This window comes from Kitasatospora sp. NPDC059146 (assembly GCF_042786665.1).
Classification (GTDB): domain Bacteria; phylum Actinomycetota; class Actinomycetes; order Streptomycetales; family Streptomycetaceae; genus Kitasatospora.
The window spans coordinates 1-19,674 of record NZ_JBHZCY010000161.1; the positions used below are offsets into that span (position 1 = coordinate 1).

Here is a 19,674-nt window from a genome sequence, read left to right on the forward strand (position 1 = left end):
CGTACGCGCTGACCGGCTCCCCCGAGCCGACGCCCCCGGCCGCCGCCCCGCCCGCCAGCAGCGCGCCGGTCGCCCCCGCCCCGGCGTCCCCGGCCCCGGTGCCCCCCGCGTCCGCACCGCCCGTCCCGGCCCCCGACAGCGCCGCCCCGGAGCCGCCCGCGACCAGTCCGAGCGCCGCCCCCAGCCCCGGCCCCAAGCCCAGCGCCAGGGCGAGCCAGGCGCCGGCGACCACCCGGGCACCGCGCAGCGAGCCGCCCGCGGTCACCCCCGAACCGCCCGCCGTCCCGGTGCCGACCCTCCCACCGGTGCCGACGCCCGAGGTCCCCGTCGTCCCGACGCCGACCCTCCCGCCGGTGCCCGAACCGACCGTCGCCACACCCACCCCGCCCACACCCACCCCGCCCGCGCCCAGCGACTACTGGGGCGACTCGCTGCCCGTGGTCAAGCCCGGCCACCACCGGATTCCGCCCGAGGGGCCGAGCATCCGGCAGCAGGGCAGCGACCGGTTCTGGCAGCACGACGGCGGCTGGATCGGCGGCGAGTACCACCGGCACGCCATCACCGTGCACGCGCCGGCCACCACGCTGATCGACCTCAACCGCGGCTGCACGTCCTTCGACGCGGTCGCCGGGGTGGACGACGCCACGCTCAGCCCCGGCGGGGTGGTCTTCACCGTCCAGTCGGGCGACGGCGGCACCCTGTGGCGCTCCCGGATCCTCGCCGCCGGGGACGACGCGGTGCCGGTGCACGTGCCGCTGGCCGGGCAGAAGTCGATCCGGCTGGTGGTCACGCCAGCGAGCGGGATCTGGTCGGCGCTGAACGTCGCGGACTGGGCACAGGCCCGGTTCCGGTGCACGTGACGGCCTGAGAGGTGACGGTGAAGGGGCCCGGGGCCCGTTCCGGCTGGTTGCTCGGAACGGGCCCCGGGCCCCTCGTCACTCGGCTGCTGGGCGTCAGACCGCGCAGGAACCGTCCGCGCAGGCCTCACCGGCCGGGGCGACCTGCACCGGTACCGGACGGCGCTCGCCGATCTCGGCGGCGACCTGCTCCAGCACCTTGCGGAAGGTCTCGGCGTCCTGCCCGCCCTGGACCGCCCACTTGCCCTCGAACACGAAGGTCGGCACGGCGGTGATGCCCAGCTCACGGGCCTCGGCCAGCTGCGCCCGGACCTCGGCGGTGCCCTCCTCGCCCGCCAGGTAGGCCGTCACCCGCGCGCGGTCCAGGCCCGCCGCGACGGCCACGTCGGCCAGCGCGGCGCGGTCGCCGACGTCCACGCCGTCGGTGAAGTGCGCCTTGAGCAGCGCCTCCTTGAGCCGGCCCTGCACCTCGGCGCCGTACTCGGCCTCGGCGAGGTGCAGCAGGCGGTGGCCCAGGAAGGTGTTGGCGTGCAGGGCGGCGTCGAAGTCGTACGTGATGCCCTCGGCCAGGCCCAGCTCGGCCACCCGCGCGTCCATCGCGACCGACTGCGGGCCGTAGCGCTCGGCCAGCCAGGCGCGGTGCGGGCTCGCCGTCGCCGGGGCGTCGGGGACCAGCTGGTACGGGCGGTAGACGACCTCGACGGCCTCCTTGCCCGGGAAGTCCGCCAGGGCCTGCTCGAAGCGGCGCTTGCCGATGTAGCACCAGGGGCAGGCGATGTCGGACCAGATCTCGACCTTCATGTTCGGGGGGCTCCAAGGGGCGTCTCGTGGCGGATGTACGAGATAGGTGAACGATGAACCATCTCGGTACATTCCCGACACCGCGCCGGAAGGCCTCGGGGTCGCTCGATCGCGCCCCGGCGATACGGTCAGCCCTCGGCCGGCGCGGGGACCACCAGGACCGGGCAGGCCGCGTGGTGCACCGCCGCCGAGCTCACCGAACCCAGCAGCAGCCGGACGAACCCGCCGTTGCCGCGGGTCCCCACCACCAGCGTGTGCTGCCGGGTCGACGCCTCCAGCAGCACCTCGATCACGTTGCCCAGCACCACGTGCAGCGACAGCTCCCCCTCGTACGGCCGGACCCGCTGCCGCAGCACCGTCCCCACCGCCCGGCGCAGCCCGTCCGCCATGCTCTCGACCAGCGTCTCCACGCTCTCCTGCACCAGCTCCGCCATGCCCGGCGGGTAGCCGGCCGGCGCCGGGTTCACCACGGCCAGCACGTACAGCGGAAGCCCGAACAGCTCCGCCTCCGTCATCGCCCGGTCCAGGGCCCACAGCGAACCGTCCGACCCGTCGCAGGCCGCCAGCACCCCGGGCGGCCTGCCCGTCGGCGGCCGCCCCAGCACCGACAGCACCACGGGAACCTCCCGCCCCGGGCCCACACCGCCCACCGCACACGCTCCTCACCGCGGACACAGAACCACGCCATCATCCCGCCCGGCCCCTGCCCCGCCCGGCGACGCCGCGCCGGGCCGGGCGGGGTCGGGGGTGGCGCGCGGGGCGGGAGCGGGACGGGAGCAGGGCAGGACGAGCGGGGCGGCCCGGCGCCCGTGGGGGTCAGGGGGTGAGAGCCGGGGGTTGGGGGCGGGGGAGCCCGGTCCAGCAGGCGCCGTGGCGGCGGGCGCGGAGGCGGCGGAGCCAGAGTTCGGTGGAGACGAGGTCGGCCAGGCCGGCCAGGGCGGCCGGGGAGAGCGGGGTGGCGGGGTCGGTGGAGTGGGCCAGGCCGGCGCGGACGGCGGGGAGGTCGATGAGGCCGGCCTCGGCGAGCAGGGGGGCGTCGAAGAGCTCGGCGAGCCCGTCGGCGGCGAGGCGCAGGCCGGCCCGGGTGGGGGCGGTGCGGTCGGGGCGGGGGCCGCGGCCCCAGTCGGGGGGCAGGTCGGTGCGGCCGGCGCCGGTGAGGACGGCGTGCAGGAGGGCGTGCCGGGCGCCGGGCTGGAGGCGGACATCGTCGGGGAGCAGCCTGGCGGCGCGGACCACCTGGTTGTCGAGGAAGGGCGCGTGCAGCCGCTGGCCGGGCCGTTCGGCGGCGTGCAGGAGCGTGCGGTAGGAGCGTGCCTGGCGGTAGAGGGCGTGCCGGGCCCGGTGCGCGCCCGGGTGTTCCTCGGGCGCCGGTCGGCGCGCCGCCAGCCGCAGTCGGAGGGCGACCGAGGAGAGCGCCTCGTCGGAGAGCCAGCGGGCGGCCGGGCCGGGGACGCACCAGGCGAGGTCGACGGCCGAGCGGTCGCCCGCGGTGCCGCCGCCGTCGGGGACGTGCCGGGCGGTCAGCTTGGCGGCGGCCTCGTCCAGTGCCTCGGCGTAGCGGACCCGGGAGAGCCGGTGGGCGGCCCGGACCACGGTGAGCGGGGTGCGCAGCGCGCCGGTCAGCACCCCCGCGGCGGCCCGGTCGGCACCGGCCAGGGCGGCGACCGGGGGCAGCAGTTCGCGGGGCCGGCCGGCCCGGATCAGGTCGGCGAGCCGGGCCGGGTGGCCGTCCAGGACCTGGCGGGCGCCGTAGCCGGTGAGGTGGTCGGTGCCGCCGGCGTCGAAGCGGGCTCCGGCCCGGGCGGCGGCGACGAGTTCGGGGCCGGGTTCGTCGGTGAGCGGGCCGGACTGCGGGTCGGTGCGCAGGACGGCGTACGGGAGGGTGTCGGGGCCGGGGTCGAGCACGGTGTGCCGCAGCCGCGGGGTGTCGGGGGCGAGCGCGAGGCTGGTGGGCGCTTCGGTCTCGCCGAGCGTGACGGCGGCCAACTGCTCGGGGGCGGACGGGCCCTGGGCGGCCTCCCGGGCCCAGGAGCCCTTGACCGCGCCGCTCCTGGCCCCGGCGGTGCTCCGGCCGCCGGTCGCGGCCGGCCCCGTCGACGCGCCCGGAGCACCGGCCGGCAGCGGCGACACCGGCGGCAGCGGCACGGCGGCCGCGAGCAGGGCCACGGTGGCGGAGGCCGTCCCGTACGAGAGGTCGACGCCGAGCCGGGCGCGCCCGGCCGGGTCGGTGGCCGGGGCGGGGGTGCGGACCCGGGAGCGGACGGACTCCAGCAGGGCGCGGGTGAGTTCGCGGATGGCGGGGGCCTCGTCGCGGGGCTGTTCGGCGCCGGGCGGCTCGTCGTAGGCGTCGAGGTACGGGCGGCCGCCGCGGACGGCGAGCACGTGGCCGGGCGGCACCCGCTGGACGCCCAGGTACGGCGTGCCGGTGCCGAGCGCCTCCGGGGACTCCGGGCAGGCGAGCCGGGCGGCGAGGTGGCCGGTGTCCAGCGCGGCGCCGACCAGGTCGGCGAGCGGGAGGGCGGCGGTGGCGTACGCGGTGCCGCCGGCCCAGGGGGTGTGGAAGACCGGCTGGGCGCCGGCGAGGTCGGTGAGCAGCAGGGTGGAGCGGGTGCCGGTGCGCAGCACGACGGTGTAGCTGCCGGGCCAGGCGGTGAGGTGGCGGACGGCGCCGCCGCGGGCGGCGGCGAGGCCGGCGGCGAGTTCGGCGTCGGTGGCGCCGCCGTGGCCGAGGACGGCGAGCCGGGTGGTGGCGGGGGTGTCCTCGACCGGGTCGGGGGTGGTGGGGCCGGTGCTGACGACGGGGCGGGCGCCGGGGCGGAGGGTGACCAGGCGGATCTCCTCGGGCCGCCAGTCACCCACGGCCCAGAGCGGGTTGGGGCCGGTCCACAGGGGGCGGGCGGCGATCGGGGCGACCGTGGCGAGGGCCTCGTGCACCGGCGCGCCCGGCCGGGGCGTGCCCGTGCTCCAGCCCGTCAGCCACCGCATCGCGCCTCCACCGGACGAGGACCTGCACTCGCGCGGCGCGTCCGGCGCCGGGCGGGCGGCCGGGTGGGTGCCGGGGGCGGCCCGTGGGCGCGTCCGGGCGTGCCCGCGTTCCGGCGCGCCGTCTGGAGACATCGTGCCACCACCGGGCGCTGCCGGGGCCGGTGTTGTCGGTTCCGCTTCCGTTTCGACGGGCCCGGCGCGGGTGTCGGGCGCGGGAAGGCGACGGGGCCCGGGCGCGGGGAGGCGGCGAGGACGGCGACGGGGGCGGGGTCGGGGGGTGGATTCGGGCGGGCCGGGCCTCCCCCTCCCCGGCCCGGACCGCCCGGGCGCACGCCCTTGACATGGGCATCGCGAGATGGCCGAAAGGCGTCGCCCCGCCCGGGAGGGCATCCGCATGCCCTCCCGGACTTCGCCGCCACCCGCGGGGATTGAGGCGGCGGCGTCCCCCGGCCCGCCGGGTCCTCGACGGCGGGCCGACCCACGACCACCAGCGAATCGCCGAGCAGCCGGTCGGGCCAGGGGGCACGGCCGGGCGCACATGAACACGGGACCGGAGCACGACGCTCCGGCGCACGGCGCGGCCGAACCGCTCCGGGTGGTCCGGACCAACCCCCGCGGCGGCCCGGCGCCGCGCCGCCGGGTGCGCGATCCCGCCATCCGGAATGCGGCCTCTTAACCGTCGGAACGCGTCCGACTACTCTAGGTACAGCAGCTACGGCCCGGTGCCGCCCGGGCCCCGCGCACAAGGCCGCAGGAGGTGCCGCCGCCACCATGACCGTCAGCCCACGAGGACCGAACGAACGGCTCGGCACGCTCCTGACCCTCGCCCAGATCAGCAACGCCGGACTGGCCCGAAGGGTCAACGACCTTGGCGCGCAACGCGGTTTGACGCTGCGGTACGACAAGACCTCGGTCGCCCGCTGGGTCAGCAAGGGCATGGTCCCGCAGGGGCCCGTCCCGCACCTGATCGCCACCGCGATCGGCGGCAAGCTCGGCCGGCCCGTCCCGCTGGAGGAGATCGGCCTGGGCGACACCGACCCGGCGCCCGAACTCGGCCTGGCCTTCCCGCGCGAGGTGGCCGACGCGGTGCGCTCGGCCACCGACCTGTTCCGGGTCGACCTCGACCTGCGCCGCGGGCCCGGCGGCGGCCGCTGGAGCGACAGCCTGGCCGGCACCTTCTCGGTCGCCGCGTACGCGACGCCCGTCTCCCGCTGGCTGATCAACCCGGCGGACGGCTCGGTGGCCCGCGACGTGCCGCGCTCCCCCAGCGAGAACTCCTCGTACCGGGTCGGCCACTCGGACGCGGTCAAGCTCCGCGAGGCCGCCCAGGAGGCCCGCCGCTGGGACTCCAAGTACGGCGGCGGAGACTGGCGTTCGTCGATGGTGCCGGAGTGCCTGCGGGTGGAGGCGGCGCCGCTGCTGCTGGCCTCGTACAGCGACGCGGTCGGCCGGGCGCTGTTCGGCGCGACCGCCGAACTGACCAGGCTGGCCGGGTGGATGGCCTTCGACACCGGCCAGCACGAGGCCGCCCAGCGGTACTACATCCAGGCCCTGCGGCTCGCCCGGGCCGCCGCCGACGTGCCGCTCGGCGGCTACGTGCTGGCCTCGATGAGCCTCCAGGCCGGCTACCGGGGCTTCGCCGAGGAGGCCGTCGACCTCGCCCAGGCCGCGCTGGAGCGCAACCGCAGCCTGGCCACCGCCCGGACCATGAGCTTCTTCCACCTGGTGGAGGCACGGGCCCAGGCCAAGGCCCGCAACGCGGCAGCGTGCGCGACGGCGCTCGGCGCGGCGGAGCGCGCACTCGAGCGAGCACGCGCCGGGGACCCCGATCCGGCGTGGATCGACTTCTACGCCTACGACCGGCTGGCCGCCGACGCCGCCGAGTGCTTCCGCGACCTCGGAGTGCCCTCCAAGGTCCGGCAGTTCACCCGCGAGGCACTGGCCAAGCCCACCGAGGGCTACGTCCGCTCGCACGGCCTGCGGCTGGTGGTCTCGGCGATGGCCGAGGCCGAGGCGGGCAACCTGGACGCCGCGCTCGCCGCCGGCGAGCGCGCCGTCGAGGTGGCCGGCCGGATCTCCTCGCAGCGCAGCCGGGAGTACGTGGTGGAGATGCTGCGGCGGCTGGAGCCCTTCCAGGGCGAACGCCGGGTCCGCGAGCTGACCGAGCGGGCGCGGGCGGTGATCGTCGCTCCGGCGTGACGTCCGAGTGGCGTGGCGTTCGGGCCCGGCGATAAATGGGGTGCACCTGCGGGAGGGGACTGGATATGTTCTCTCTCGTCCAGGTGCGCAGGCGGAGGTTACTTCCACTCTTAATGGGCGTGTCGCGGGTTCGAGTCCCGCCACCGGTACTTTCGCACCGGTGTAGCTCAGTTGGCAGAGCAGCTATGTCACCTCAGCCGTCCTTGAACTCTGGACACCCATACCTGAATAGAATTCCGCACCTCCCGGTGCGCCGGCAGCGGTTACTTCTGTGGAGTGCCCCTTCAACGGGGTGCGTTGAAGCAAACCCAAAAACCGCAGCCGAATCCATTGATCTCGGGAGGCAGCTGCGCTTCGGAGTGCCCGGTGCGCAGGCGGGGGTTACTTCGGATCTTGCGGTTCCGGGTTCAAATCCCGGGCGTGCCGTGCGCGAGCGCGGCCGCTAGCTCAATCCGGTAGAGCACAAGGCATATACCTCCGCCGACGTCGGTCGTCGTTCGACGACCGGCACGATCTCGGGCACCCCAGCCTCAGCATGCCTCCCTCCCGCTGACGACCGAGCACGCCGAGGGGGGCTGCAGCATGTCCAGGTTCAACATCCGCAAGACCAAGGCCAGTCCGAAGTCACCGGTGGCCACGACCGGGAAGCGCACCACCAACCACAACGGCGGCGTCGGGTTCACCCGGGACGCCAAGTCCGAACTCTTCCTTCTCGCCGTGGCCAACATGGTCGGACAGGACACCTTCTACGAGCGCGGCGGCGCCCGCGACGACCGCTACACCGCGCTGGTGCGCGAACTCGCCGTCAGCGACCCGGAGTGGACCCTCGGGCTGCTGCGCTGGCTGCGGTACGGCGCGCAGTTGCGCACCGCCGCGCTGGTCGGCGCCGCCGAGTTCACCCGGGCCCGGCTGGACGCCGGTGCCCACGGGCACTCCCGGCAGGCCGTCGACGCCGTGCTGCGGCGGGCCGACGAGCCCGGTGAGCTGCTCGCGTACTGGACCTCGCGCTATGGCCGGGCGCTGCCCAAGCCGCTCAAGCGCGGCGTCGCGGACGCGGTGCGGCGGCTGTACGACGCCCGCGCGCTGCTCAAGTACGACACCGCGGGCAAGGGCTACCGCTTCGGCGACGTCCTGGAGCTGACCCACCCGGCGCCGGACCCGGCCAAGCCCTGGCAGGGCGCCCTGTTCCAGTACGCGCTGGACCGCCGGCACCGGCCGGAGGAGGCCGTCCCGCCCGCCCTCGACCGGATGCTGACCGCCAACCGCGAGCTGCTCGCGCTGCCCGTCGGGGAGCGCCGGGCGGCCGTGACGGCGGAGGACGGCGCGGAGCGGCTGGCCGCCGCCGGGCTGACCTGGGAGGCGTTGGCGGGCTGGCTGCAGGGTCCGATGGACGCCGCGGTCTGGGAGGCGGTCATCCCGTCCATGGGCCCGATGGCGCTGGTGCGGAACCTGCGCAACTTCGATCAGGCGGGGGTGTCGGACGCGGTCGCGGCCGAGGTGGCCCGGCGGGTCTCCGACCGGGGCGAGGTGCGGCGCTCGCGCCAGTTCCCGTTCCGCTACCTGGCCGCGTACCGGCACGCGCCCTCGCTGCGGTGGGGGCACGCGCTGGAGACGGCGCTCGGCCACTCGCTCGCCAACGTGCCCGAGCTGCCCGGCCGGACGCTGGTCCTGGTCGACCGCTCCGGCTCGATGTTCGACCGGCCCAGCGCGCAGACCCAGCTCAACCGGGCGGACTCGGCGGCGATCTTCGGCACCGCGTTGAAGGTGCGGGCGGCCGAGGCGGACCTGGTCGAGTTCGGCAGCGTCAGCCGGGTGGTCGAGGTCGGCCGCGGGGAGGCGGTGCTGCGGGTGCTGGGGCGCTTCTCCAACCTCGGCGGCACCAACACCGCCCAGGCCGTCCGGGACCACTACCGGGGCCACGACCGGGTGGTGATCATCACCGACGAGCAGCCCGGCGCCGGGTACGGGGGCAGCGATCCGCTCACCGCCGTACCGGCCCACGTGCCCGTCTACACCTGGAACCTGGCCGGCTACGCCACGGGCCACGGCCCGAGCGGCGGTGCCAACCGGCACACCTTCGGCGGCCTGAGCGACGCGGCCTTCCGGCTGATCCCCCTGCTGGAGGCGGGGACCGACGCCGGCTGGCCCTGGGAGGTCTGACCACGACGCGGCCGGACGGGGGGCGGCGGCGACGCGCGGAGCCGGGGGGCTCTGCGCGGCGGCGCCACGGCCGCACAGAGGGGGGCGCGGCGCGCGGAGTCGGGGGGCTCTGCGCACCGCACCACGGCCGGTCCGGGGGGACCGGCCGATGCCCCGGGGGGCGAGGTGGGCGGCAGGACACTGCCGCCCACCTCGGCATGCCCCGGGCCGGCCGGACGAAGGACGAACCGACGAAGGACGAACCGACGAACGGACGAAGGACGCGTACCCGCGCAGCGGAGCCTTGACGGGCCGACCGCCGCGCGACGTCCGCCCCGCCCGTCACGCGGTCTCGACCCCCGCCCGGAGCCGTGGCAGCATCTGCGGCGGAAGCCGGGGCGGGGGGCGACGCACGCCGCCCGTACCGGCTTCGGCGACGGCGACCCGGCGGTGGACGAGGAGCGCAGCGTGGCGGACGACTTCGATGTCCTGGTGGTCGGCGGCGGGATCGTCGGACTGGCCACGGCGTACGCCCTGACCCGGGCCAGGCCCGGGCTGCGGCTGGCGGTGCTGGAGAAGGAGAACGGCTTCGCGGCGCACCAGACCGGGCGCAACAGCGGGGTGATCCACAGCGGCGTGTACTACCGCCCCGGCTCGTACAAGGCCCGCTTCGCGGTCGCCGGCGCCGCCGAGATGGTCGAGTTCTGCCGTGAGCACGGCCTCCCGTACGAGGTCACCGGCAAGCTGATCGTGGCGACCGAGGACGCCGAACTGCCCCGGCTGGCGGCGCTGGCCGAACGCGGGCGGGCGAACGGCATCCCGGTCACCGAGCTGGACCGGGCCGGGATCGCCCGGTACGAGCCCGCCGTGGTCGGGCGGGCCGGGCTGCACGTCGGCACCACCGGCATCTGCGACTTCCCGGCGGTCGCCACGGCCTACGCCCGGCTGGCCCGGGAGGCGGGCGCCGAACTGCGGCCCGGCACGGCGGTGCGGGCGGTGGCCCGGCGCCGGGACGGGGTGACGGTCGGCACCTCCGGCGGGGAGCTGCGCTGCGGGGTGCTGGTGAACTGCGCCGGGCTGCACAGCGACCGGATCGCCCGGCTGGCCGGGGACGACCCGGGGGTGCGGATCGTCCCGTTCCGCGGGGAGTACTACGAACTGGCCGAGCACCGGCGGGACTTGGTCCGCGGCCTGGTGTACCCGGTGCCCGACCCGGCCTTCCCGTTCCTCGGGGTGCACCTCACCCGGGGCATCCACGGGGACGTCCACGTCGGCCCGAACGCGGTGCCCGCGCTGGCCCGCGAGGGGTACGACTGGCGGACCGTCCGCCCGGGCGACCTGGCCGAGACCCTCGCCTTCCCCGGCACCTGGCGGATCCTGCGGCGGCACTGGCGGTACGAGGTCGGCGAGTTGCACCGCTCGCTGTCCAAGCGGGCGTTCACCGCCGCCGTCCGACGGCTGCTGCCCGCCGTGACCGCCGCCGACCTGGTGCCGGCCACGGCCGGGGTGCGGGCCCAGGCGGTGGCCCGGGACGGCTCGCTGCTGGACGACTTCGCCTTCGCCGGCTTCGACCCGGCGGACCCGCGCTCCCCGCGCCGGGCGGTGCACGTGCTGAACGCCCCCTCCCCCGCGGCGACGGCCTCGCTGCCGATCGGCCGCGAGGTGGCCCGCCGGGCCCTGGCCGCCCTGGAGGCCGGTGGCTGAGCCCGCCGCCGTACCGGCCCGGCGGAGCGCGCGGCCCCGGCCCGGATGAGCCCCGTCACACACCCCTCCGGGTGCCCCGCGCGGCCCCGTAGACTCGGTTGATTGTGACTTCCACCGCCCCGATCCCCCAGCAATCGCCGTCCGCCCGGCTGTCCGCGGCGCCGGCCGCCTACCCCGCGCCGATGTACCCGCACAAGGCCACCGAGGAACAGCACCGGGAGCGGCGGATCCGCAGCTTCCAGCCGCGCCGGGGCCGGATGACCAACGCCCAGGCGGGCGCCCTGGACCGGAGCTGGGAGACGTACGGCGTCCCGATCGACGGCACCCCGCTCGACCTCGCTGAGCTGTTCGACGGTCTGCCGGTCACCCTGGAGATCGGCTTCGGCATGGGCGAGACCACCGCCGCGATGGCCGCCGCCGACCCGTCGACCGGCATCCTGGCCGCCGACGTGCACACCCCCGGCCACGGCAACCTGCTCGGCATGCTGGAGCGGGACGGCTCGCGGAACGTCCGGCTGGCCGCCGGGGACGCGATCATCCTGCTGCGCGACATGCTGCCGGACGCCTCGCTGAACGGCCTGCGGGTCTACTTCGCCGACCCGTGGCCGAAGCCCAAGCACCACAAGCGCCGACTGGTCCAGCCGTCCTTCCTCGACCTGGTGCTGCCCCGGCTCGCCCCGGGCGCCCTGGTGCACTGCGCGACCGACTGGGAGCCGTACGCGGAGCAGATGCTGACGGTGCTGTCCGCCTCTCCCGAGCTGGAGAACCTGCACCCCGAGGGTGACGGGACCGGCTGGCTGGAGCCCGCGGACCACCCGGACGGCAGCGTCCCCGGCTACGCGCCCCGACCGGACTGGCGGCCGGTCACCAAGTTCGAGCGGGCCGGGATCGCCAAGGGCCACGTGGTGCACGACCTGCTGTTCCGCCGCCGCTGACCCTCCGGCAGCCGTTCGAACGGGCCGCGCCGGGCTGACCGGCCGGTCGCGGCCGGGACGAACGGTTCGTCCCGAGTCGTCCCGACCGGCCGCCGCCGTGGCCTACCCTGAGCCGCATGGGCAGCCCGCCCGGCGGCGGGCCCCGGGCGACCGCCCGCACCGCCGCCGACGCACCGGGTACGGTCCCGCGCACCGGCGTCACCCGGACCATCCCGGGGCCGCGGAGGCGCCGGGCCGACCGGCTGCTGTCCCGGCCCGGCGGCGCGGCACCGGCCGCCCCGACGGCCCTCGTCGCCGGTCGGCTCCCGGCCGGCCCGACCACGGCGCCCCCGGGCCGCGTCCGCTCGCTGGCGCTCTCCTCCGTCACCACCTCCGCCGTCCTGACCCTGGCCTGCTGCGGGGTGCTGATCCTGCACCTGGTCCAGCGGCAGACCGGCACCGTCGGACTGCTGGTGGGACTGGGCCTGGCGATGGTGCCGCTGCCCTTCGTGCTCGGTGGCCTGGCCTGGCTCAACCTGACCGCCCGGGTGCCGCTGCGGCACACCGTGTTCTGCCTCGGCTGGGGCGCCTGCGCGGCCACCACGATCGCGATCCTCGCCAACAACTGGACCGCCGACTACCTGACCGCCCACCACCACGCCTTCGGCGGGCTGCTCGGCTCCGGCGTCGCCACCCCGGTGATCGAGGAGAGCGCCAAGGCCACCGCCCTGCTGGTGCTGCTGCTGCCGCTCGGCCAGCGGCTGCGCTGCCACGGCCGCCGCTCCGGCCGCCCCTGCGCACCGCTGCTGCACCGGGCGCCCGCGCCCCGGCGCCCCCGCCCGTACCAGCGCCGCCCGGCCGGACCGCACGCCCGGGGCCGGCTGCGGCTCCGCCCGTACCTGCGGCCTCTGCCCTACCTGCGCCCGGCCCCGCCCGCCCCGGGCACCCCGGGCGCCGCGCACCGCCGCTCCCGGCCGCGCACCCTGGCCGCCGGGATGGTGCTCGGCGGGATGACGGCCTGCGGCTTCGCCTTCACCGAGAACGCCCTCTACCTGGGCCGGGCCTTCACCACCGACCAGCGCAACCGGCTGGACAGCATCGGCCTGGGCGATCCGCCCAGCCTGCGCGACTTCGACAGCACCGTGCAGACCTTCGTCCTGCGCGCCCTGCTCTCCCCGTTCGCCCACCCGCTGTTCACCGCGCTCACCGGGATCGGCCTGGCCGTCGCCCTGACCACCGGGCGGCGCTGGCTGGCCCGGCTGGCCGCACCCGCCGGGCTGCTGCTGGCGATCGTGCTGCACGGCACCTGGAACGCCGCCGCCGACCTGGGGACGGACGGGTTCCTGGTGGTCTACGGGGTGCTGATGGTGCCCTGCTTCGCGGCCCTGGTCGGCTTCGCGCTCTGGGCCAGGGCCCGGGCCGCACGGCACGGCGGGCGGTCCGGAGGGCGCCGCGCGGATCGGCACGGAGGGTGATACGTCAGCGCCGGAGGGTGAGTTGGGGCCGTCCTGCAGAACCGATTTCCCATCTCGGCGACTTCCCCGTATTGTTGTGTTCACCGACGCGGGGTGGAGCAGCTCGGTAGCTCGCTGGGCTCATAACCCAGAGGTCGCAGGTTCAAATCCTGTCCCCGCTACTCAGTAGCCGAAAGGGCCCGGAGGATTCGTCCTCCGGGCCCTTTCGTTTTCCCGCCACACTCAGGGCACGGTCCCGCCACGAAGCGGTAACGGCACCCCGTTTTCAAGATCTGCTGTCAGACCGCTCCCCCATACTGAGGAAAATTTCATCCAAGTGGGGGGCGGCGGGACCGTTCCCTGGATAAGGAACGACCTCATGCTGTCGAAGCGCCTGGCGAGCACCGCCGCGATCTGCCTCCTCCTGGGAGCCGGCACGGCCGCCTGTGGCGACAACAAGGACTCGGACAAGGCCGCGGCGCCCGCGGCCACCACCGCCGCGGCGGCCGCGACTCCGACCGCCACGCCGACTCCGACTCCGACCGTGGCGAAGCTCGACACGGACAAGCTGACCGCCCAGGAGATCGAGAAGAAGGCCAAGGACGCGCTGGCCGGCGCCACGTCGCTCAGGATCAGCGGCAAGATGGCGAGCGACGAGGGCGAGATGACCATCAACATGGTCATGGACTCGAAGGGCGCGTGCCAGGGCAGCATGGCGCTGCCCGGGATGGGCTCCTTCGAGCTCCTCAGCGACGGCAAGCAGTACTTCCTCAAGCCGGACGCCCAGTTCTGGAAGACCTTCGGCGGGCCTAAGGGCGACGCGGTCGCCGAGGTGTTCAAGGGCCGCTACCTGACCGGCTTCCAGGACGACCCGAAGATGAAGGACCTGACCGACTTCTGCAAGCTCACCGACGCGAGCAACCAGATGCTCGACGACGGCTCCAGCACCCCCACCAAGGGCAGCGCCGGCACCGTCAACGGGGTGAAGACGTTCAGCCTCCGACAGAAGGACGACAAGGGCGAGGAGTCGCTGCTCCACATCGCCACTGAGGGCAAGTTCTACCCGGTGCGGATGGAGAAGACCACCGGCTCCGACAAGGGCCAGGTCGACTTCACCGACTACGACAAGCCGGTCACCATCCAGGCCCCGTCGCCCGACAACGTGATCGACTACACCAAGTTCCAGGACAAGGTGAAGGGCGCCTGAGCGGCGCCCGCGAATAATCCGTTGCCCTCCCGACAGGAGGCTGCCTACAGTGGCGGCACACTGAAAGGAGGTGATCCTGAGTTGAGTTCCATCAGGATGTGTGAGGTGGCTGCTCGCTAGAGCCGCCCCTGCCTGCGCAGGATGAGGCCCCTGGCCTCCGGCAGGCGAAATCCACAGCAGTCACCCGACCCGCAGGCTCACCGGTACATCCCCGGTGCCTCGGCGTCAGGCCAGTGCACGGGCCTGCGTCGAGGAGCAGCCTGCGGGTCGTCTGCGTTTCCGGCCGCCCGTCGTAGCCGCGGCGCCCCCGGGTCGTTCCCGTGCTGGCGCCGCAGCGCTAGAGTCGGCGCGGCCCCGCGGTGGCGACGGGGCGCAGCGGCGCGAACACAGGGGGTGGGCGATGACGAGGGTGCGGCGACGGGCCGGCGGGTCGGCGCTGCGGACGGCGCAGTGGACGGCCGCCGGGGTGCTGACCGGCACGGGCCTGCTCGGACTGCTGCTGTTCGCGCTCGGCCGGGCCCAGGCCTGGCAGGCGCTCGGCGGCGGCTTGGTGGTGGCGGGCGCCTCGACGGTGCTCGGCGGCGCGCTGGGCTTCCTGTTCGGGGTGCCCCGGGTGAAGAGCGGCTCCGGCGAGCCGCAGGGCTCGTACGCGCCCAACACCAATCTGGAACAGGTCTCCGACTGGCTGACCAAGGTGCTGCTGGGCGTCGGGCTGACCCAGCTCGGCTCGCTCGGTGAACGGCTGCACCAGCTCGGTACGGCGCTGGCGCCCGTGCTGGGCGGGGAGGACGCAGCGGTGCCGTTCGCGGCGGCGCTGGTGCTGTACTTCCTGGTGCTCGGCTTCCTGGCCGGCTGGCTGGTGACCAGGCTGGCGCTGCCCCGGGTGCTGACCGAGACGGACGAGGCGCTGGACCTCTTCCTGGCCGGGCAGGACCGCGACCGGCACGGCGACAAGGTGGGCGCCGACGACCTGCGGGTACGCGCGATGCAGCAGCTCGGCCTGCTCGGTGGCAGCGCGGAGCGACCCGCCGCGCTGGCCGCCCAGTTGCCGCCGTCCTCGGACTCCCCCGCCGGGCCGGACGGCGTGGTGGCGGAGGTCCGCTCGACCGCGACGCGCTCGGCGCTGACCGCCGACCAGGTGCGGGCCCTGTTCGCGGCCGGCTCGGAGGGCCGCCGGATCCAGGCCCTCGCGCTGATGCAGGGCGATCCCTCGCTGGCGGACCTGCCGAGCGTGCTGGAGGCGATCGAGCACCCCCGCTCGGGGTTCGAGCAGTACCACGCGCTGCTGGCCGCCCGGGGCCTGCTCTCCCGGCTGCCGGGCGCCGAGGCGCAGCGGCTGCGGGACGCGGTGGCGGCGCAGTTGGTCGACCCGCAGGGCATTCCGTACGGGTCGGACCGCAGTTGGCTGGCGGAGAAGATACTGTCCCGGCTCCAGGCGGCGGCCTTCGTCCCCGCGCAGCCGACGCCGGTGGCGTCTGCGGCAGTGGCGTCGGCGGCAGTGGCCGTCGACCCGCCGGCGAATCCCTAGCCGGTGAATCCCTAGCCGGTGAACCCCTAGCCGGTGCACCCCTGGACCGTGAAGCGCAGTTCGGGCTGCGACCAGGGGGTCTTGGGCTGCGGCGGGCGGGTGCCGGTGCGCACGGCGCCCACCTGGAGGTAGAAGCCCTCGGCGGGCGGGTGCGAGACGACCTTGACCGCCGCGATCCCGGCGGCCCGGGCGCGGTCGAGCATGTCGGCGATCAACACCCGTCCGATGCCCAGTCCTTGGGCGTCGTCGGCGACGAACATCAGGTCCAGTTCGGCCGGTTCGTGGATCAGCCCGTAGAAGCCGAGCAGCCGGTCGTCGGTACGGTCCACGGCCATCCGCACCTCGTGGCGCTCGATGTAGTCGGGCCGCACGGCATAGCCGTCGATCATCGCGAAGTACGCACCGCGGTAGGCGGCGGAGGCCTGGATCAGCGCGGTGAGCCGGTCGGCGTCGGCGGGCCGGGCGGGCCGGATCGTGGTCTCGCTCATGCGAGCGAGTATAGGGGCCAACCGGCCCAGTGACCATTACAGGAGTATGGCCGGTTCCGGCCCGCGGGGCCGGCCACGGGCGGCCCGGAGCACCAGGACCCCGCTGGTGCGGCCGCCTTCGTGCGGCACCCGGTGGACCTCGCTGGCGATCCGGCGCTCGCCGAGCGCGTACCGCAGCCGGTCGAGGTGGCCGCAGCGGCGGCCGCGACCGTCGTTCAGCGGCTGGACCCGTACCTCCCCGTCCGCGGCCGTCACCCGGACCAGCTCGGCCAGCGCTGCCAGCTGCCGCTCCGGGCCGAACAGTTCGGGGTAGGCGAAGATCAGGTAGCCGCTCAGGGTGAGTGCGAAGGCGCCGTCCGCGAAGGGCAGCCGGGGCAGCGCGGCGGCCAGGTAGCACTGCGGGTGGGCGGCCGAGTCGGCGGCGAACAGCCGACGGGCGCGGTCCCAGCTGCGCAGGTAGCGGTCCGGGCGGGCGGGGCGGCGCAAGGGGTACAGCTGCGGGCGGGCCGCCATCGCGACGGCCATCGACGCCCGGGCGGCCCGTGCCCGGGCGGCCAGCTCGGGCGGCGGCAGCGCGTACGCCGGGTCGACGGCGATCACCCGACAGCCCAGCTCGCGCGCCTCGGCGGCCAGGCCGGACGTACCGCCCGGGCAGTCCAGCAGCGGGCCGGGCAGGGCGGCGAGCCGGGCGCGGGTCAGGCCGAACAGGGCGCAGTACTCGTCCAGCGGACGGGAGGTGACCAGGACGTCCGGGGCCGGCACGGGGGTGGGGGCGGTCGCCACCCGGCCATCCGAACACGGGGCCGCCCCACCCGCATCCGGAGGGCGTCCGGAGCACGGGCGGGGCGGAGGCAAGACAGAGGCGGGGCGGGGCAGAGGCGGGGGTGGAACGTCAGGGAGCGGGCCGGGAGCGAGCGGGCCGGGCCTCAGCGGCCGAGCAGCCCCCGGGTGGCGGCCCGGTTGACGTTGGTCAGGCCGCGGACCAGCCGCGCGGTGAGGAAGATCAGCAGGACCCCGATCGCCGAGAACGCGGCGATCTGCCAGGTGCCCTCCACGTAGTAGGCGTGCCGGACGTGGTGGCTGTCGGTGAAGTCGAACAGCTGGTACCCGTGCCAGGAGGTGTAGCGCGGGAAGACCCAGTGGTAGAGCGGGTAGAGCGCCATCGCCCAGCCGAGCAGCAGGAACGTCAGCGTGAGGCAGAAGCTGAACACCGCCCAGGGGAACATCACCAGCTGGTACAGCGCGGCCTTCCAGCCCGCCCCGTCGGCCAGCCGTGCGGTGATCGAGCCCCAGCTGCCCGGGCGCACCTGCTGCACCGGCGCCGGGCCGGGCACGTCCAGCGCGAGCATCCCGCGCACCCGGGCCCGCTCGGCCCGGCCGAGGCCCCGGGCGGTGCTGGTCAGGGCGGCCAGCACCGGCAGGCCGAGGACGGTGACGAAGGTGCCGACGCCGAGGCAGAACAGGACGATCGCGACGACGAAGCCGACGATCGCGACCGGCAGCCCGGTGAGCGCGTAACCGACCTCGCGGTAGTAGTGCCCGGAGAACGGCGCCCGCCAGAAGCCGGGCGGCTCCTCGGTGCGGCGGGCCCGGGCCGGACGGGCCCCGTCGTCGCCGTAACCGCCCGCGGCGTCCCACCCCTGACCCAGCGTGCTGCCGCTGCTGCTCATCTCCCGGTCCCCGGCCCCTCGTTGTCGTGGTCTTCCGTACTCGCTGACGTGGTCAAGTCTGGCCGAGGCGGGGCCCGGTGGGTATCGGGCCGACCGGCGGATCGGGGGTGGGGTTAACCCCCCTGCCCGGCCTCGCGCCCCTGCCCGGCTCCCGGGCGCGGCGCGGGCGGGCCGGACCACTCGTCGGCGAGCAGCGCGTAGCGGTACGAGTCGCGCCAGGCGCCGCCCTTGTACAGGTCGTGCCGGACACGCCCCTCCAGCCGGAAGCCGAGCCGGGTGAGCACCTTGGCCGAGGCCGTGTTCTCCACGTCGACCCGGGCGGCCAGCCGGTGCAGGCCGAGCGCCCCGAAGGAGAACTCGCAGAGCAGTACGGCGATCTCGCCCGCGTAGCCGCGGCCCCACACCGGGCGGCTCAGCACGTAGCCGAGGCGGGCCGAGCGGTACTCGCCGAGGGTGAGGGCGGCGTGCGCGACCGGCAGCGCGTCCTCCAGGTCCCCGGCGTCCTCGCGCCGGACGACGGCGAGCCGGTAGACGCCCCGCTCCTCGGCCATCGCCTCCTCCAGGTAGAGCTCGATCTGGTCGGCGCAGGTCTCGCGGTCGCGCGGCTCGAAGGGGAGGTAGCGGGTCACCTCCGGGTCGCCGTACAGCGCGTGCAGCGCGTCCACTTCCTCCGGGGTGTGGCGGTACTCGCGGAGGGCGAGTCTGGGGCCGGTGAGGCGTACGGGGACCATGGCTGCCGACCCTACCCGCGTCCGGCGGCTACCGTTCGGAACATGAACGACGAAGACCTGCGGCTCGCCCCGCGCACCAGGGCCGCCGACCTGCTCGCCTGGGCGGCCGGCCAGGACCGCGCGCCGGTGGCCGAAGCGCCGCTGCGCGCGGTGCTGGCGCTGCTGGAGCTGGGCGGGGGCAGGATGCACGACGGCTGGCCCGAACTCACCTCCGACGAGGTGGAGCACCTGCTGTACGAGCGGCTCCACCTCTACGTCCAACCCGCGCCGGAGCAGGACCCGCTCGCCTACGGCGAGGCCGTACGGCTGCTGGTCGACCACCAGCGGGCCGCGAAGCGGCTCAACGCCAAGCGCCAGGAGCGGCTGCACGCCGAGGCCGAGTGGCAGGGCGAGGTCGCGGCCGGGCTGCTGCACCGCGCCGACCTGGTGACCTGGCCCCGGCTGTACGCGGTGCTGCTGCACGCCCACGGGGTGGACGTGACGGACCCGGCGGCCGTCCGGGACTGGCTGGCGGGCTTCGCCGCGCTCGACGAGGAGCAGCGGCTGGCCGGGTACGAGGCGCTGACCACGACCGGCTGGCTGGACGAACCGGACGAGCAGGGCTGGGGGCCGGGCCGGGTGCTGTCCGTCGGCATGGCCACCGACGGCGCGCGGCTGCTGCTGGAGCAGGGCCTGATGCGGCGCAGCTACCGCAACCTGGCCGAGCTGAACGCGCTGGGGCGCCCGATGCCGGACGAACTGACCGGTGGCTTCGAGGAGTTCGAGGCGGCGGCGGCCGAGGCGGCGCTCGACCTGCTCGGCGAATGGACGGTGCCCGGGCTGCCGCGCCTGCTGGTGGAGGAGTTCCCGGAGCTCGCGCCGGAGCCGGGGGCGGCCGAGATCGACGCCTACCTGGCGCAGCTGCCCGCGGAGGAGCAGGAGGAGCAGGAGGAGCCGGAGGGGTCGGAGGAGCCTCAGGAGCAGGAGCAGCAGTGAGCCGACGTGGCAGGGCCCCGGG

The 19,674-nt window shown here is 75.6% G+C and carries 17 protein-coding genes and 2 tRNA genes; 11 read left to right on the forward strand and 8 right to left on the reverse strand.

Going from position 1 to position 19,674, the window contains the following annotated elements; genetic code table 11:
• Positions 1–265 (reverse strand): hypothetical protein (locus ACFXPX_RS39250; protein WP_380644752.1); only part of this gene is annotated, 265 nt, incomplete at its 3' end.
• Between the two features lie 40 nt (positions 266–305).
• Here ACFXPX_RS39250 and ACFXPX_RS39255 point away from each other — a divergent pair.
• Positions 306–860, forward strand: a complete 555-nt coding sequence (locus ACFXPX_RS39255) for an NPCBM/NEW2 domain-containing protein (protein ID WP_380644753.1) — start codon at positions 306–308, stop codon at positions 858–860.
• A gap of 93 nt (positions 861–953) precedes the next feature.
• Here the strand turns inward: ACFXPX_RS39255 and ACFXPX_RS39260 are convergent, their stop codons facing one another.
• The 3 genes from ACFXPX_RS39260 to ACFXPX_RS39270 form a co-directional block, all read right to left on the reverse strand.
• Complete coding sequence (locus ACFXPX_RS39260) at positions 954–1,658, reverse strand: DsbA family oxidoreductase (protein WP_375892929.1); 705 nt, start codon at positions 1,656–1,658, stop codon at positions 954–956.
• A gap of 128 nt (positions 1,659–1,786) precedes the next feature.
• On the reverse strand, positions 1,787–2,275 hold the full coding sequence (locus tag ACFXPX_RS39265) for a universal stress protein (protein ID WP_380408038.1): 489 nt from the start codon (positions 2,273–2,275) through the stop codon (positions 1,787–1,789).
• Between the two features lie 199 nt (positions 2,276–2,474).
• The gene (locus tag ACFXPX_RS39270; RefSeq protein WP_380644754.1) at positions 2,475–4,643 is read right to left on the reverse strand and encodes an asparagine synthase-related protein; all 2,169 of its coding nucleotides are present in this window, start codon (positions 4,641–4,643) and stop codon (positions 2,475–2,477) included.
• A gap of 771 nt (positions 4,644–5,414) precedes the next feature.
• Between ACFXPX_RS39270 and ACFXPX_RS39275 the strand changes: the two genes are divergently transcribed.
• From ACFXPX_RS39275 to ACFXPX_RS39315, 9 genes are all read left to right on the forward strand, one after another.
• Positions 5,415–6,842, forward strand: coding sequence for an MFS transporter (locus ACFXPX_RS39275; RefSeq protein WP_380644755.1), 1,428 nt, complete (start codon positions 5,415–5,417; stop codon positions 6,840–6,842).
• Between the two features lie 87 nt (positions 6,843–6,929).
• A tRNA-Ser gene (locus ACFXPX_RS39280) sits at positions 6,930–6,991 on the forward strand.
• A 433-nt stretch (positions 6,992–7,424) separates the two neighbouring features.
• A complete protein-coding gene (locus tag ACFXPX_RS39285) occupies positions 7,425–9,002 on the forward strand; it encodes a TROVE domain-containing protein (RefSeq protein ID WP_380644756.1) in 1,578 nt (525 codons plus the stop codon).
• Positions 9,003–9,449: 447 nt separating this feature from the next.
• Positions 9,450–10,685 carry an L-2-hydroxyglutarate oxidase gene (lhgO, locus tag ACFXPX_RS39290; RefSeq protein WP_380530238.1) on the forward strand — a complete coding sequence of 412 codons (1,236 nt, stop codon included), beginning with the start codon at positions 9,450–9,452 and terminating at the stop codon, positions 10,683–10,685.
• A 104-nt stretch (positions 10,686–10,789) separates the two neighbouring features.
• Entirely contained in the window at positions 10,790–11,620 is an 831-nt protein-coding gene (trmB, locus tag ACFXPX_RS39295) for a tRNA (guanosine(46)-N7)-methyltransferase TrmB (protein WP_380530235.1), read from the forward strand.
• 116 nt (positions 11,621–11,736) lie between these two features.
• Positions 11,737–13,074, forward strand: a complete 1,338-nt coding sequence (locus ACFXPX_RS39300; RefSeq protein WP_380644757.1) for a PrsW family intramembrane metalloprotease — start codon at positions 11,737–11,739, stop codon at positions 13,072–13,074.
• Between the two features lie 87 nt (positions 13,075–13,161).
• A tRNA-Met gene (locus ACFXPX_RS39305) sits at positions 13,162–13,235 on the forward strand.
• A gap of 197 nt (positions 13,236–13,432) precedes the next feature.
• Complete coding sequence (locus ACFXPX_RS39310; RefSeq protein ID WP_380530229.1) at positions 13,433–14,260, forward strand: hypothetical protein; 828 nt, start codon at positions 13,433–13,435, stop codon at positions 14,258–14,260.
• A 400-nt stretch (positions 14,261–14,660) separates the two neighbouring features.
• Positions 14,661–15,788: a hypothetical protein gene (locus tag ACFXPX_RS39315; protein WP_380644758.1), complete on the forward strand. Its 1,128-nt coding sequence runs from the start codon at positions 14,661–14,663 to the stop codon at positions 15,786–15,788.
• 26 nt (positions 15,789–15,814) lie between these two features.
• Here ACFXPX_RS39315 and ACFXPX_RS39320 read toward each other — a convergent pair whose 3' ends face one another.
• The 4 genes from ACFXPX_RS39320 to ACFXPX_RS39335 form a co-directional block, all read right to left on the reverse strand.
• On the reverse strand, positions 15,815–16,276 hold the full coding sequence (locus ACFXPX_RS39320; protein ID WP_380644759.1) for a GNAT family N-acetyltransferase: 462 nt from the start codon (positions 16,274–16,276) through the stop codon (positions 15,815–15,817).
• Positions 16,277–16,312: 36 nt separating this feature from the next.
• Positions 16,313–17,059 carry a hypothetical protein gene (locus tag ACFXPX_RS39325; RefSeq protein ID WP_375892912.1) on the reverse strand — a complete coding sequence of 249 codons (747 nt, stop codon included), beginning with the start codon at positions 17,057–17,059 and terminating at the stop codon, positions 16,313–16,315.
• A 143-nt stretch (positions 17,060–17,202) separates the two neighbouring features.
• Entirely contained in the window at positions 17,203–17,946 is a 744-nt protein-coding gene (locus ACFXPX_RS39330; RefSeq protein ID WP_375892910.1) for a sensor domain-containing protein, read from the reverse strand.
• Positions 17,947–18,059: 113 nt separating this feature from the next.
• Positions 18,060–18,677: a GNAT family N-acetyltransferase gene (locus ACFXPX_RS39335; RefSeq protein ID WP_380644760.1), complete on the reverse strand. Its 618-nt coding sequence runs from the start codon at positions 18,675–18,677 to the stop codon at positions 18,060–18,062.
• A gap of 42 nt (positions 18,678–18,719) precedes the next feature.
• Between ACFXPX_RS39335 and ACFXPX_RS39340 the strand changes: the two genes are divergently transcribed.
• Complete coding sequence (locus tag ACFXPX_RS39340; protein ID WP_380594466.1) at positions 18,720–19,652, forward strand: hypothetical protein; 933 nt, start codon at positions 18,720–18,722, stop codon at positions 19,650–19,652.
• Positions 19,653–19,674: the final 22 nt, after the last annotated feature.